The organism is Putridiphycobacter roseus (assembly GCF_003234935.1).
Taxonomy (GTDB): domain Bacteria; phylum Bacteroidota; class Bacteroidia; order Flavobacteriales_D; family Crocinitomicaceae; genus Putridiphycobacter; species Putridiphycobacter roseus.
The window spans coordinates 103797-118904 of the sequence record NZ_QKSB01000010.1 but is presented as its reverse complement, the minus strand read 5'-3'; the positions used below and the strand labels follow the sequence as shown (position 1 = coordinate 118904).

Genomic DNA, 15108 nt, shown 5'->3' with positions numbered 1-15108 from the left:
ATTAGTTAATCTAATGAGGCTTTTTTTTTGCCATAAATTTATTATTTAAATCTATTTCTTTGATAGGAATATGTATTTTTGTTACTTAAACATAGTCAAGTGAAAAGAGGTGAAATTATAGAAGTAGATATTACAGGTTACGCTTTTGGTGGCAAAGGTTTTTCAAAGATTGAAAATGAAAATGGACCGTATATAATATTTGTAGATAATACCATACCAGGTCAAAAAGTATCTGCAAGAATAGCTAAAAAAAGAAAAAAGCATGCGGAATGTAAGCTGATAGAAGTGTTAACACCTTCAAGTGATGAAAAACAGTTACCATATCAACCTATTTCTGGCGCACCTTATATTAGTTTACCAATTGAAAAGCAACAAGCATATAAAAAGGAATCCACCATTGACATTTATCGAAAATTAGGTGGTTTTCAAAATAACACAACTTTGTTTGATGAATTTATTGAATCTCCAGAAATTTTCGACTATAGAAATAAAATGGAGTATTCTTTTTCTACGATTCGAAAAGACCTTGAAACGGGTGAAGAATTAGATGATCAATTTGCATTGGGTTTTAAAACAAGAGGAACCTGGTGGAAGGTAGAAAATTTAAATAAGCCAGATGGTTTATTTGATGCTGCTTTTGAAGAAAAATTAAAAGAGGTTAGGTTGTACCTTGAAAAAACTGAATTACCAGCTTGGCATCCCCCTCAAAAGAAAGGTTTTTTTCGTCATTTGGTCGTAAGGAAATCTTTTAAATCTAATCAGTTATTAATTAATTTAGTTTCTTCTTCTCAGGGATTGAAGTTGTTTGATAGAGCCTCTTTTAAGGAGTTTATGGTGAATTTATTTGGAGATCGTTTGGCAGGACTTCAGCATACCATTAATGATGATGTTGCAGATAGAGCAAAAATAGAAAATGGCAATAATCAATTATTATATGGCACTCCCACTATTTTAGAAGAATTGAAAGGATTGATGTTTGAAATTAGTATGGAAAGTTTTTTTCAAACTAATCCTAAAAGTGCTGAACGATTATATACCAAAGCCATTGATTATGCTCAAGAAAAATTTGAATTAAAGGATGAGATAATAATGGACTTATTTTGTGGAACAGGCACAATAGGACAGATAGTTGCGAATGAATTACCAAATATTAAGGTAATTGGAGTTGATATAGTTGCAGAAGCTATTGAGGATGCGAAACGAAATGCAAAACGCAACGCCGTAGAAAATATTGAATTTTATGCTGCTGATGTAGGGAAGTTTTTAAAACAGTACCCAGATTACAATAATAAAATTCATACTATTTTTCTGGATCCACCTAGGGCAGGTATAGCACCTAAGACATTAAAAATGGTAATAGAGTTGAATGCTAAACAGATCGTATATATCAGTTGTAATCCTGCAACTCAAGCGAGAGATGCACGAGAATTAGAAGATCATGGTTATGTATTTCAGAAATTTAGTTTAGTAGATCAGTTTCCGCATACTTCTCATATTGAAGCAGTCGGTTTATTTATAAAGGAATGAATCAATTAATTCATAAACGATATGCTTTAACGGGACATACCGGTGCTATCTATGATTTAGCTTTTAATGATAAAAAAGAACAATTATATTCTGGAAGTTTTGATAATCAAATAATTGCTTGGGACATTAACAATCCTGCAATTGCTCAGTTGATTGCAAAAGTACAGTCTAAACCGATTACGATTCAATATTTAAATAAAAGAAATTGGTTATTAATAGGACAAGCCAATGGAAATATATCAGTATTGGATTTAAGCTTAGGAAAAGAAATTAAAGTATTGCAGTATCATAGCGGAATGGTATATGCGCTAACGGTGGATGACGAAGAATGTATTTTATATAGCGGTGCGGAAGATGGACATATTGTATCTTGGGATTTAGTTAAACTAGAAAGGTCTCAATCTAAGAATTTAGGATCCTTAAAAGTCAGGGTAATATTAAAAATTGAAAACCAGTTGTATGTTGGTTGTGGTACTGGAAGTTTATTAATTTTAGATAAAGAAAATTTAGAATTAGAACAAGAGATTAGTCAATTACATGTAAAGAATTTTTCTATATATACGTTATTATATATACGTGAAAAAAATATTTTACTGAGTGGTTCAAGGGATGGACATATTGGTGTTTTAGATTTACTTACTTATAAAGTTAAGGAAAGGATTCCCGCGCATAATTTTGCAATATATGATTTTAAACGTTCTTCAGATGGTATCTATTTTGCATCTGCGAGTAGAGATAAATCTATTAAAATATGGAGAATCTCGGATTTTCAATTTCAAGAGAAAATTGATTTTAAATCAAGTGAAGGTCATAAAGCATCTGTAAATGCTATATTATGGAATGAAAACCATTTAATTTCATGTAGTGACGATAAACAAATAATTATTTGGGATTACAAAAAATAATAGCACTGCTTTTGTTAAGCTTTACTTGAATAGTTTGGTTCATGTATTAATAGACCTTAATTATTATTAATAGGAGTCTTATAATGTCCTATTTTTTGATATTTTAATAGTCTTATTTTATGTTTAATTTTTTATCTTTGAATAAGAGAGAATATTTAATTGATTTATTTAACTAATCCCCGCAGCCCATTCTTGTCATCATAAATATGGGTTAACAAAAAATCATAGTAGAGGCTACGTTTTTTTGGCGGGGTGTTAAATAATATTAGTTCTCAATCTTTAATAATGATATTAAATCTAGAATTATTATTTGCTCTAATTTGAATACAAATTGGAAAAAATGTAAGTGTGTTTCGATCAATTATTAAACTTTCAATTTGGTTCATATTGCAAATTTTATCTGAAGGAAGGAAAGCAGGTCCTAAATTAGACATATCTAAAAGGCTAAGATATAAATTATAGAAGGAATCCGGAAGTTGATTAATTTGGTTATTATTTAAGTATACTTCTTTTAAACTTGTTAATGAATCTATGTGTTGTGGAATAGAAGTTAAACTATTGTAACCGATCATTAATTGTTCCAGAGAGGATAGCATACAGATTTCTTCTGGTAATTGGATTAATCTATTGAAGTTTAGATTTAATACTTCTAATGCTTTTAATTGACCTATTTCTTTAGGTAGCTTATCTATTTTATTCGCTTTTAAAGAAAGCCATTTTAAATTAGGTAATAAGCCAATTTCAGGTGGAAGGATTTGTATATCATTTCTACTAATTACTAATTTTCTTAATTTTTTTAATTGTGAAATTTCTGGTGGAATTTCAGTAATTTTATTGTTATGTAATATCAATACTTCTAAATCTTTTAATTTAAATATTTCTGACGGAATTTTTGTTAAGTTTTTATGACTTAAATTCATCCGCTTTATTATTTTGCTTCTATTTAAAAGCGAAAGATTGTTACATTGAATAGAGGTGAGTAATAGCAGGAATAAAAGCGGTAATTTTTTATTGAAGTAGCTCATTGATTGCAGAAATTAATTGTTCATCTACTCCTTCTATCATTTTTTTATAGGTATTATTTACTTTAATATCTGGCTGTAGCTCTTGGTTTTCAACGAGAACTTGATCAGTAACACGCTGCATACCAATTTGAGGAATACCAAAATAGGTTTTACCATCTATTAAAGTCTCCCACCATACGGCAGTTCCGGTTCCAGGTACAGGCATGCCTATTAATTTTCCAATACCTAAAGCCTTATAAGTGTATGGAAAAAGGTGTGCATCAGAATAATTACCTTCACTCATTAATACACATGAAGGTTTTTGCCATTTAGAAATTGGTTCACCTCCCATATTTGTCTGTCCACGTGGAACAAATTGCATGTATAACTTACCGGATAAGAAAGTAGCTAAATCGTCATGAAGCCAGCCTCCACCATTAAATCTTGTATCAATAATCAGCGCCTCTTTTGTATTTAACTCTCCCAAAGCTTTGTCATATAATTCTCGAAAGCTACTAGAATTCATTCCTTTGATGTGAACATACCCCAATTTACCATTAGATAATTCGTCAACTATTTGACTTCTACTTTTTATCCAGCGTTCGTATGCCAATTCATTTTCCTGACCTTTTCCAATTGGCGTAATAATTTCTTCCCATTTTTCTTTTGTTTTCGGATTTAAAATGGTGAGTAATATTTTTTTACCTGCTTTTCTATTCAAAAGATGGTAATAGTTTTTATTTTTTTCAATTTTTTGGCCATCAATAGCTTCTATAATACAGCCAGCCTTTATTTTCTTAGAAATTGTCAATAAAGGACTCTTGTCCATAATTTCTATTATTTTTAAACCATCGCCATTATATAATTCATCATAATAACAACCTAAAGATGCAGTTTGGTCGCCATTTGGCTTGTAGTTTCTATATCCAGATCCGGTATGAGAAGCATTTAGTTCTCCCAAAATTTCTGATAATAACTCTGCAAAGTCATATCCATTATTAATATGCGGTAAAAATTTCGCGTAATTATTTCTAAGTGCAGTCCAATCCACACCATGTAAATTTTTGACATAAAACTTCTCCTTGACTTGACGCCATGCATGGTAAAACATTTCTTGACGTTCATCTGCATAGTTAACATTTGTTTCCGCATTCATTTTAATAGGTGTTGGCTTGAATGTTTTTGCGTCTACTTTCATTATCATTCCTTTATTTAATAGATAAATATTTTTTTCTAAGGAATCTAAAATAATTACCGAAGGAGATCCCGCTAATTTGACAGCTATTTTTGTTTCTTTTTCACGAAAATCTGTTTGCCATAAGTCAAATCCTTTTTCGAATTTCGCAAGGTATAGAATTTTTGTAGCATCATTATTTACATAAAAGTCCATTAGAGAAGAGGAGTGGATTGTTAGCCTTTTCTTTCTATCAAATAAATTTTCAGGATCAAATATAATTTTGTTCAAAGAAGAATCTTTTTTATTTTCTATCAACCATAGCTCATAATCTTCCTTGTTTAGGGTAAATTTCTTATAAGCTTGTTCGTTTAGGAAAATTGCTTCTACATCATTTTCTGCTCCCCAGCTCCCGTGAGAGCGAAAGCCATATTTGTCTGTGGAATAATAGACCATATTACCATTCATGGCAAACTTAGCATTGCCATTACCGTATCCACTTTTGGTTAAGTTTATAGGTGCTTTATTTGTATTTACATCAATTAAACCAATGTCACTTGACCATCTTTCGTATTCAAAAAATGCGGCTAATATGTATTTAGAATCGGGTGACCAATGATAATACTGATCGCCATCAGAATAAGAGTAGTTATATTTTCCCGCTAGAACCGTACGGCTTTTTTTATTTTTTATATTGTATACCTTAATTGCGGTTCTATTTTCAAGGTATGCAATTTCGTTTCCATCTGGTGAATAAGCAGCTTGAAAAGTCTCTTGATCATTTTGTATTAAAGCCGTTTCTTTTAAAACAGTAGCATTAAAGAAATAATTTTCTTCTTCTCTTATTTTTTCACTCTCATAAATATTCCATGAATCATTTCTTTCTGCAGCGTATAACACTTTTTCACCATCAGGACTAAAACTGACAGTTCTTTCCATTCCAGGTGTATTAGTAATTTGTTTAGTGGAGCTATAATCTATGGAAGTTACATAAATATCTCCGCGGTGAACAAATGCAATCTCTTTATTATTAGGAGATAGTGCAAAGTCCCCACTGGTTTTATTTACGTTAATTAAATGAGTGGGCAAACTTGTCAAGTCTTTGTGAATGATGATTTCTAATTTTACACTTTTACCATTTTGATTAGTGTACAGTTCGCCTTGGTATGAAAAGCTTAAAACATTATTATTTGATTTACTTAAGAATCGAATAGGATGCGTTTTAAAGTCGGTAATTTGCGATTGATAAGGGTTGGATTTGGTTCCTTTCCAAATATTAAAAGTACCACTTTTCTCTGATAAAAAATAGATGTTTTCTCCATCTCCAAATAGAGGGTCTCTATCTTCACCATTCCAGTTGGTAATTTGATTAAATGTTTTATTTTGAATATTATAACTGACAATATCTCTTGTGACGGAGGATTGGTGGTGTTTTCTCCATTCATTTTCGTAGCCTTTTTTATTTTGAAAAATAATTTCATCTCCACTTTTATTGAATTTTATTTTTTCAGCAGCAATGGTCAAAAATTGAATTTCTCTTCCTCCTTTTAAATCAACTTGATAAACTTCATTTAATCCATTATAGGGAAATTGTGCAAATTGGTAATTATCCAAACGCGCTGCAGTAAAAATTACATTTTGATTATCTGGGGTAAAATCATTAGGGATGTCATTTGAGGAATGGTAAGTTAGTCGGGTAGGCGTGTTACCTTCAGTGTCTGTTAGGAAAACATCAAAATTCCCAAATCTATTACTGGCAAATGCTATTTTTTTACTATCGTGTGACCATACAGGGTTATAATCATAAGCGGAATTACTTGTTAATTGACGCGCTACCCCGCCTTTTACACTGACGATAAAAATATCTCCTTGATAATTAAATGTAATCCATTCTCCATTAGGAGAAATGGAAGGGTATCTTAGCCAAAGTGGGTTGGCGTTTAGTGTAGAAGTTATAGCAAAAAAACAAAGAAATAGGAAAGCTTTCATAATTATTAATTTGTACTAAATGTACTTAAATTATGATAAAGTTACTCGCAAGGAATATTTAAAGCGAATGATTTTCGTTATAAGAGGAGAATTTTTTTATGGAAAATGGTATTGTTAGAATTCACTCTTAATAAATAATTACCTTTTGGCAATTCAGGTAAATCGATTGAAATATTGTTTTTATAATCTGATTTTATGGTAAAAACTACTTCTCCTAGCATATTAAGCAGTGTTAATTGATGATTGTAATTTACGGATAAATTAGAAATTGTAAAGTGTTTATTTTTGGTTGGGTTTGGATATAATATATATGATGCTAAAGCTGTTTTTTTAAGGGTTAAATTCCATCTGTTTTGAGCTGTGTTTCCTCCCCAAATAATTGTAGCTAAATAAGGGTTGTCGATAAATGGATTTCTATTGCCTTGGTTTTGTTGAATGATTTCATTTCGGTGGTCTTCAAATGCATCTGGCTGGTCTATAGCATTCCAAGTTAATAATAAATCCACCATATTTAAATCGACGCTTACTGGATTTCCAATGGTAACATTACTAGGTTTACATTGATCGCCATAGCGCAAATACATGTACATTAAAATTCTAGCAACATCTCCTCTCCATTCGTTGCCTGGAAACCAAAAAGTTCCTACGGTACCTGATGGGGTTCCAAGGGTAGCTTCCCCAAATTTTTTATTTCCTCTAGAACCATTCCTTTGAACATCTGAAGCCCTTAGGTTATGGGCGTCTGCACCAGGACCACTTGTACCAAGGGCAGGGGTTCCCAAAGATTTTGCATAAGTATGCTCTCTATTCCAATCTCCGGTATTGCCGCCGTTATCCTCTATGTTTCTATTTAAGTCATTGGTAATGTCTGTATCTGTATCATTCCAACCGTATAATAGCAGTACATTATTACTGTTGATAGGGTTACTGTCCGCTTCCTTTAAAACATTCCAAACTTGTCCATACGATAAAGTATTGTTGTGTGTGGATACAATTTTTTGAGCCAATTCTTGCTTCAAATTTAAGCCAGTTAAGTTTAGGTTAACATCATTATAATAGGATGGTGTTTGACCGAAAAGAGGCAAAGAAAAAAGGGTAATAAAAAAAGCGAATTGTATTTTCATTTATTTAAAGTAGCTCAAATTCTTTACCAGCTTTTACTTCCCCCATTAATTTTGGGGTTAAAGTTTTAAAGTCAAATAAATCATGATCTAGCATATGGGTAGGGGAGATATTCTTCATGGCTGTAAACATAATTTCGTTTCTACCAGGATATGTTTCTTCCCATTTTGCTAACATTGCTTTAGTTAATTGACGTTGCATGTTGGGTTGTGAACCACAAAGGTTACATGGTATAATTGGGTAGTTTCTAATTTCCGACAAACGGATAATGTCTTTTTCTTTTACGTAAGCAAGTGGACGTAATACAACAAAACGACCGTCATTTGTTTCGTATTTAGGGGGCATTGTTTCAATTTTTCCAGCAAAAAATAAATTTAGGAAAAATGTTTCAATAATATCATCTCGGTGATGCCCTAACATTAATTTGTTACAGCCTAAATTTTGTGCAGCAGTATATAAATTACCTCTTCTCAAGCGAGAACATAAGCTACAAGTAGTTTTACCGACAGGTGTTTTTTCTTTAACAATACTATAAGTATCTTCTTCAATAATTTTATATTCGACTCCTACATTGGTTAAGTAGTTAGGGAGTACCTCCTCAGGGAAACCAGGTTGTTTTTGGTCGAGGTTTACGGCTACAATTTCAAAATTAAAGACAGATGCTTTTTGTATTTGCATCATGATGTCTAACATGGTATAGCTATCCTTCCCCCCAGAAAGACAAATCATTAATTTGTCACCATCTTCGATCATATTGTATTCGTTGATGGCATTCCAAACCGTTTTTTTTATTTTACGATTTAATTTTTCTTCTTCTATTTCCGCTTCCGTTCTCATTTATTGTATCAAAATTCAGGACAAAAGTACTAATAAAAGTGGAGACTACCATCCTAAAATAAAAGGTAGCATGGTTAAAAAAACAGGTACTTTAGCAGATGCGCTTAAAAGGATTCTCTTTTTGCAACGCGGTCATAAATTACAATACTACCTGAAACTGCGACATTCATGGATGTTTTTCCTGGTAGTCGGGTTAAGTGGTGGCAACGTTGGATTATTTTTTCTGGTAATCCATTGTTTTCTGCACCCAATAAATAAGAGGCTCTAGGTGGATGTGTAAATTTATTTAGAGGTAAAGATGTTTCTCCAGTTTCAATATCTACTAATTGGGTGGAATGTGGCATAGAGTTATAAAAGTGATCAAAATCGTCGTATTTAAAGAATGGAATTTTTGACCAAGCCTTAGCTGTATCAGAGCCTTGGTGGTTATATTTCCCATCAATAATAAATATAAAGCTTGCACCTAAAATATAAGCAGTTCTCCATAATGTACCAATATTGTGTGCTGTTTTAGGTTGATAAACGCCAATTCCAAAAAATGATTCTTCATCTTGATGCCAGTGTTGTTTCATTTGGTAAATATAATATTTCCTATTCCAAACACTTGTATTTATTGTAGATATAATACTAATTTTACCTGCTAAACCATTTTTTATGAAAAAAATATTTTTGGTGTTTTTAATATCGCATTACTATCACTTGGCTTTTTCACAAAATGAAGTGGGCAGTCCATTTGCAGTATCTTTTAGTATATATGGCGATAACGCAATTCATCCAGGGTTAAAACTAGGCGGATATTATGATTTAGTGACCAAAGAAAAATCCAAGGAAAGAAAATTTACACGTTTTCAGGAAAAAAAAGGAAACAAAGTGAAACGTAGAACATATTATGGAAAAGTTTCCATTGGGGCGTATAGTTTTGCTAACAATCACAATGGGTGGTTTGGAAATATAGGTCTAGGTTATGAGCGGATGAAGATGAGAAAGGGCTGGCTTTATGGCGCAGACATTTCGGTTGGTTATTTATATCGAGATTATAAAACGGACACTTATGCGATAGTAGATAATGAAATTGAAAAGATATTATTTGCAGGTTCTGGAGGAATAGTTTACAGTTTCTCTCCGTATGTTGGTCGTGATTTTAGTTTGAAAAGTAATTTCCCGATTAAGCTTCAGCTGAAGCCAAACCTACAAGTTCTTTCGTATAGCTATGGTTTTGTATTTAATGGCGCTTTAGAAATTGAATTTATTTATCACTTTAAGTAACCAATATGAAAAAAATTAACTTGTATTTAAGCATGGTAATCATGGGGCTTTTAATTGTTTCCTGTACCAAGCAAGAGACGGCTACGTACGCCCGTTTTATGTTTAGAAATGATGGTGCAGATTTAGCGGTGGAGGTGAATGGTAATTTGGCAAGTAAGACCTTTATATTGTTATTGCATGGTGGTCCAGGCGGAAGTGGCACGGCATATAATGGAGGTAGGTATTCAGAAATTTTAGAAGAAAAATATGCTATAGTATATATGGACCAACGTGGGAATGGTGCTTCACAAGGAAGCTATTCGGAGAGCGACTTAACTTTGACACAAAATTCAAAAGATGTATATGCTTTAACTAAATTTTTAAAATTAAAGTATGGAGATGATATTAGTTTGTTTTTATTAGGACACAGTTGGGGTGGGATTACTTCTTCACATGTTTTAGTAAACACGGCAATTCAGGAAGAATTAAAAGGTTGGATTGAAGTGGATGGCGTAAACGATTTTGCACAAAATAATTTAGAAGCCATTCGACTTTTTAAAACTGTAGGGGAAGCACAAGTTGCAAAAAACCATGAAGTAGGATTTTGGCAAGAAGTGCTGGATAGTGTAAAAGTAATAGATACCTTAAATATTACTTTTGCAGATGAATTATACTTGAATCAAAAAGGTTTTGAAGCGGAACAAAAGCTAAAGGAAATTGAACGTCCTGAAGACAATTCAACGGCAGGGTATTCCTTTTTTAACTCACCTATTAATAGTCTTAGTATTTTAACAAATAATAGTTTGGTTAATGGTGTATTGAATAATGATTCAAAAGAAAACCCAACCAGTGAATTTCTTTATAAGGTTAAAATACCCGCACAATTTCTTTGGGGGAAATATGATTTTGTAGTACCTCCAGCATTGGGTATTGATGCGTTTAACAAGGTAGGTTCATCCAATAAGAAATTGGTTTTTTTCGAACACTCTGGACATTCGCCCATGATAAATGAACCTGAAAAATTTACGAATGAAATTATAGGATTTATTTCTCTTTACGAATGATGATTTGCTTCATGCTCCCTATACCTGATTAAAAGGGCTTTTTCATCCGCCTCATCCGCATAAAAATTATTTCTTAAGGCCATGCCTTTAGCTTGTTCAAATATTGGTTGGTTGGCAAATTGTTCATCCCTTAAGTAATGTACTAGTTTTAGAATTCTAAAAGCACTTAGCCACGCGTAGAATCGTTTAATAAACGAATGGATATCCGTTGAGTTTTTTAATATACCCTGCAAATCTTCTTGAAAGTTATTTATCTCTAGGAATTTAATGAAGTATTGGTGAATTGGATTTTTATAAAATGGGGTATTTTCCAATTTCCCTTCAAATAGTAAGGGAATTGTTTGGACAAACTCCCTTAAAAGATCCCATATCCTTACGTCATAAGTTAAGTAATCATCCATTTCAGTTTCCATCCAATCATTAATTGCTTTTCCTGTACCAAAAGGTACGCGATCTGAAGTTCTGGGAGAAGGAATAACGCAAGTGTCATTAATTTCCATAAAATTACCTAGGGCAATAATTTTATGTAAAAAATAAAAATCTTCACCCGCTTTGCGTTTATTCATGCCACCTTGTTTTTGATAGGCACTAGAGCGGACCGCCATACTCGACCCAACAGTATGAAAAGCAAATGGTAAATTGGCATATTTTAGTCCTTGGTTATAATAGCGGAGGAAAAGTTCGTAGTAAACAATACCTTGATATACTTTTTCTTCGTATTCATTTCCTTCCAATGGATGTGCAAATTTGAGAGCTGCACCAGGTGACTTAGGATTTTTTATAAAATGTTTTTCAATGTTCAAAAAATAGTTTGGTTCACAAATTGCGTCGGCATCAAAGCAAAGTATTATACCGTCCTTTTGAATTTGATGGAAGCGGGCAACAGCTTCATCCATTCCTATTTTTCGAGCCAATCCAACACCTGCATGTTTTTTAGGTAAATCAAAGGCTTTAAGAATGAAAAAAGGAAAGTTTAACAGCGTTTTTGACTTCCACTCTTCAATTTGGGCAATTGTTTTGGCATTTTGCGCTTTAATTTCTTCAGAATGAATTTCTCCGTGATTAATTACGATTAATATTTCCACACCAGCATTTGGTTGGTCTGCATTGTTTAATGCATTTAAAGAAGGGATAATGTCAGGTTCGTTAAAGCATGGTATTACTACGATTGTCTCAAGATTTACAGAAGGGACGTGATTAATTACTGGGTTCTGAAACCCATATTTTTGCAAGTAAAAATTCATTGGGACGAAGATAACATGAAAAAATAAAAATAACATGTTAATAACTCCACAAGTGTATATGTGGAGAGAATGAAGAGGTTTATTATTTTTGTTCGCGTTCAACAGAAAAACATGGCAGAAGAGATTGATGATATTAATGAAAATGAAGAATTGAATGATGGAGACATGGATTCAAATTCGGAAGAGGACAGTAATGTCATTCCTTTGTCAGGGATGTATGAAGAATGGTTTTTGGACTATGCTTCCTACGTAATTTTAGAAAGAGCGGTACCTGCTTTATTGGATGGTTTTAAGCCTGTTCAAAGAAGAATTATGCATTCCATGAAGGAATTAGATGATGGACGTTATAATAAAGTAGCGAACATTATTGGAAATACCATGAAGTATCACCCTCATGGTGATGCGTCTATTGGAGATGCCATGGTACAAGTTGGTCAAAAAGAACTGTTGATTGACATGCAAGGGAACTGGGGTAATACCCTTACCGGTGATTCTGCGGCGGCACCAAGATATATTGAGGCAAGATTGTCTAAGTTTGCAAAGCACGTTGTGTTTAATCCTAAAACAACGGATTGGACACCTTCCTATGATGGAAGAAATAATGAGCCCATTTTATTACCCGTTAAATTCCCTTTGTTATTAGCACAAGGTGCGGAAGGAATTGCAGTAGGGATGGCCTGTAAAATCATGCCCCATAATTTTATCGAATTGATTGATGCATCTATTGATGTATTGCGGGGAAAGAAAACCAATATTTTACCAGATTTTCAAAATGGTGGAATGGCTGATTTTTCAGGGTACAACGACGGATTAAGGGGAGGTAAAGTAAGAGTAAGGGCAAAAATTAGAAAGGAAGATTCAAAAACAATAGTGATTGATGAGATACCTTTTGGCACCAATACTTCTACTTTAATTGACTCTATATTGAAAGCGAATGATAAGGGTAAAATTAAGATAAAAAAAATTGAAGACAATACTGCAGCGGTAGTGGAAATATTGATCCATTTAGCTACTGGCGTTTCTCCGGATAAAACCATTGACGCACTATATGCATTCACTAATTGTGAGATGTCTATTTCACCGAATACATCAGTTATTTGGGATGATAAACCTCACTTTATTGGGGTAAATGAAATATTAAAAATTTCGACCAATCAAACGGTTGGTTTGTTAAAAAAGGAATTAGAGATTAGAAAAGCGGAATTGTTAGAATTATGGCATTTCTCAAGTCTTGAAAAGATTTTTATCGAACAAAAAATATACATTGATTTTGACGGCAGAACTTATGAAGAGGCCATTGAAATTACGCATGAGCTCTTAAAGCCACACATCAAACATTTGGCAAGAGCGGTTACGGATGAAGATGTAAAGAAATTGTTGGAGTTGAGAATGCGGAGAATTACGAAGCATGACGCTGACAAAGCAGATACTTACATTCAGTCACTTGAAGCTGAGTTAAAAGAAGTAGAGCATCACTTGGCCAATCTTATTGAATACGCTATAGCTTACTTTAAAGATTTAAAAGAGAAGTTTTCGGAAGGAAAAGAACGTAAAACTGAAATTAGGACTTTTGATAATATTGCCGCAAGAAAAGTAATTGTTGCAAATAAGAAATTGTATGTCAATAAAGAGGAAGGTTTTATCGGATACAATTTAAAGAAGGATGATTACGTACAAGATTGTAGTGATATTGATGACATTATTGTATTTTTTGCAACAGGTAAAATGATGGTCACTAAAATTAGTGACAAAAAATTTGTCGGTAAAGGTATTATCCATACGGCCGTTTTCAAAAAGAACGATAGCCGTACCATTTATCATTTAATTTATCGTGATGGGCCGAATGGTCCTACAATGATGAAGCGATTTAATGTTAAGTCGATTACAAGGGATAAGGAATATGATTTAACGAAAGGCACAAAAGGCTCTAAGGTTTATTATTTCTCTTTTCATCCAAATGGAGAGCAAGAAGTGGTGACTGTTCACTTACGTCCACGTCCACATTTAAAACGCATCAAATTTGAAATTGATTTTGGAAGTTTGTTGATAAAAGGAAGAGGATCGGCAGGAAATAGAGTGACTAAAGAAATTGTTTCAAAAATAGTTCAAAAAGAAGTTGGACCATCTACTTTAGCAGCCAGAAAAATTTGGTTTGATCCAACGGTTGCTAGGTTAAATGTAGATAAAAGAGGTACTTATTTAGGTCAGTTTAAGGGAGATGATAAAATATTGAGTTTATATGCTTCCGGGGCTTATCGTTTGACCAACTTCGATATTTCTAATCACTTTGATGACGATTTAATTCATGTAGAAAAATGGCATCCAGATAGACCCATAAGTACTGTGTATTTTGATGGCGAGAAGGAGCTTCACTATGTAAAACGATTTGTAATTGAAACCCGTTCTGATAAGAAAGTATCCTTTATTACGGAGCATGAAAACTCCAAATTGGATATTGTTTCAACCAGCTATGAGCCCGTAATTAAAATTATTTATAACAAACGCCTTAGAGAAACCAAAGACTTACCAGATAAGGATTTGAACTTGGCGGAATTTATAGATATAAAAGGCATGAAGAGTTTGGGGAATCAATTGACTAAGTTAAAAGTAAAGGAAATTGAATTGACGCATGAAATTAGTGGTGGAATTCCTTGGCCTGAAGATGTAAAGACAGCGGAAGAGGCCGAAAGTGAAGATGCAGAGTCTGACAGTGAGGATGAAGGTCCGATTGAAGTAGAATGGGATATGACAGATAAAAAGAAGTCTAGTCCAATTAAAGACATCAAGGACGATAGCCAACCTGATTTATTTGGGGAGGAAGAGTAGGCAAATTAGTTTCACAAAATTATTTCCAAGGCTATTCCAAGTGTCATGTCTTATTCCTTTTTTATTAAATCCATTTTTTCAGGTATAGATTTACAATTTAATTTCATTTATCACCATCAAATAACATAAATTAATAATTGGTATATGGAATAGTGATTATCTTTATGGCAA

General features: G+C 32.9%; 11 protein-coding genes. 5 read left to right on the top strand and 6 right to left on the bottom strand.

Translation table 11 applies throughout. The features are described 5' to 3' along the window. Positions 1-99: 99 nt before the first annotated feature. Together rlmD and DNU06_RS14185 are read left to right on the top strand one after the other, a co-directional pair. On the top strand, positions 100-1527 hold the full coding sequence (rlmD, locus tag DNU06_RS14190) for a 23S rRNA (uracil(1939)-C(5))-methyltransferase RlmD (RefSeq protein WP_111064160.1): 1428 nt from the start codon (positions 100-102) through the stop codon (positions 1525-1527). Then, on the top strand, positions 1524-2432 hold the full coding sequence (locus DNU06_RS14185) for a WD40 repeat domain-containing protein (protein ID WP_111064159.1): 909 nt from the start codon (positions 1524-1526) through the stop codon (positions 2430-2432). The genes rlmD and DNU06_RS14185 overlap by 4 nt, the downstream gene beginning before the upstream one ends. Before the next feature lie 272 nt (positions 2433-2704). Here DNU06_RS14185 and DNU06_RS14180 read toward each other — a convergent pair whose 3' ends face one another. The 5 genes from DNU06_RS14180 to DNU06_RS14160 all read right to left on the bottom strand — a co-directional run bounded on the left by DNU06_RS14180 (position 2705) and on the right by DNU06_RS14160 (position 9130). Further along, positions 2705-3352 (bottom strand): leucine-rich repeat domain-containing protein, encoded by a 648-nt coding sequence (locus DNU06_RS14180; RefSeq protein WP_158526905.1) that lies wholly within the window; start codon positions 3350-3352, stop codon positions 2705-2707. Between the two features lie 88 nt (positions 3353-3440). Then, positions 3441-6599, bottom strand: a complete 3159-nt coding sequence (locus DNU06_RS14175; protein ID WP_111064157.1) for a S41 family peptidase — start codon at positions 6597-6599, stop codon at positions 3441-3443. 77 nt (positions 6600-6676) lie between these two features. Beyond that, positions 6677-7723 carry an endonuclease gene (locus tag DNU06_RS14170; protein ID WP_111064156.1) on the bottom strand — a complete coding sequence of 349 codons (1047 nt, stop codon included), beginning with the start codon at positions 7721-7723 and terminating at the stop codon, positions 6677-6679. 4 nt (positions 7724-7727) lie between these two features. After that, entirely contained in the window at positions 7728-8558 is an 831-nt protein-coding gene (gene ttcA, locus DNU06_RS14165) for a tRNA 2-thiocytidine(32) synthetase TtcA (RefSeq protein WP_111064155.1), read from the bottom strand. Positions 8559-8662: 104 nt separating this feature from the next. Continuing rightward, positions 8663-9130: an RNA methyltransferase gene (locus tag DNU06_RS14160; protein ID WP_199399031.1), complete on the bottom strand. Its 468-nt coding sequence runs from the start codon at positions 9128-9130 to the stop codon at positions 8663-8665. Between the two features lie 82 nt (positions 9131-9212). Here DNU06_RS14160 and DNU06_RS14155 point away from each other — a divergent pair, with 82 nt between their 5' ends. Together DNU06_RS14155 and DNU06_RS14150 are read left to right on the top strand one after the other, a co-directional pair. Next, positions 9213-9824, top strand: a complete 612-nt coding sequence (locus tag DNU06_RS14155) for a hypothetical protein (protein ID WP_111064153.1) — start codon at positions 9213-9215, stop codon at positions 9822-9824. Between the two features lie 5 nt (positions 9825-9829). Beyond that, positions 9830-10867, top strand: coding sequence for an alpha/beta fold hydrolase (locus DNU06_RS14150; protein ID WP_111064152.1), 1038 nt, complete (start codon positions 9830-9832; stop codon positions 10865-10867). Here the strand turns inward: DNU06_RS14150 and DNU06_RS14145 are convergent. Next, on the bottom strand, positions 10858-12111 hold the full coding sequence (locus tag DNU06_RS14145; protein WP_158526904.1) for a glycosyltransferase: 1254 nt from the start codon (positions 12109-12111) through the stop codon (positions 10858-10860). The two genes, DNU06_RS14150 and DNU06_RS14145, sit on opposite strands and share 10 nt — an antisense overlap. Positions 12112-12222: 111 nt before the next feature. Between DNU06_RS14145 and DNU06_RS14140 the strand changes: the two genes are divergently transcribed. Then, complete coding sequence (locus DNU06_RS14140; RefSeq protein ID WP_111064150.1) at positions 12223-14937, top strand: DNA gyrase/topoisomerase IV subunit A; 2715 nt, start codon at positions 12223-12225, stop codon at positions 14935-14937. The last annotated feature ends 171 nt before the right edge of the window (positions 14938-15108 follow it).

What these genes read in the sequence shown, in the direction of transcription:
- DNU06_RS14185 (WP_111064159.1), top strand. Translation starts at nt 1,524, where the DNA reads ATGAATCAATTAATTCATAAACGATATGCTTTAACGGGACATACCGGT.
- DNU06_RS14180 (WP_158526905.1), bottom strand. Translation starts at nt 3,352, where the DNA reads ATGAATTTAAGTCATAAAAACTTAACAAAAATTCCGTCAGAAATATTT.
- DNU06_RS14175 (WP_111064157.1), bottom strand. Translation starts at nt 6,599, where the DNA reads ATGAAAGCTTTCCTATTTCTTTGTTTTTTTGCTATAACTTCTACACTA.
- DNU06_RS14170 (WP_111064156.1), bottom strand. Translation starts at nt 7,723, where the DNA reads ATGAAAATACAATTCGCTTTTTTTATTACCCTTTTTTCTTTGCCTCTT.
- ttcA (WP_111064155.1), bottom strand. Translation starts at nt 8,558, where the DNA reads ATGAGAACGGAAGCGGAAATAGAAGAAGAAAAATTAAATCGTAAAATA.
- DNU06_RS14160 (WP_199399031.1), bottom strand. Translation starts at nt 9,130, where the DNA reads ATGAAACAACACTGGCATCAAGATGAAGAATCATTTTTTGGAATTGGC.
- DNU06_RS14155 (WP_111064153.1), top strand. Translation starts at nt 9,213, where the DNA reads ATGAAAAAAATATTTTTGGTGTTTTTAATATCGCATTACTATCACTTG.
- DNU06_RS14150 (WP_111064152.1), top strand. Translation starts at nt 9,830, where the DNA reads ATGAAAAAAATTAACTTGTATTTAAGCATGGTAATCATGGGGCTTTTA.
- DNU06_RS14145 (WP_158526904.1), bottom strand. Translation starts at nt 12,111, where the DNA reads ATGAATTTTTACTTGCAAAAATATGGGTTTCAGAACCCAGTAATTAAT.
- DNU06_RS14140 (WP_111064150.1), top strand. Translation starts at nt 12,223, where the DNA reads ATGGCAGAAGAGATTGATGATATTAATGAAAATGAAGAATTGAATGAT.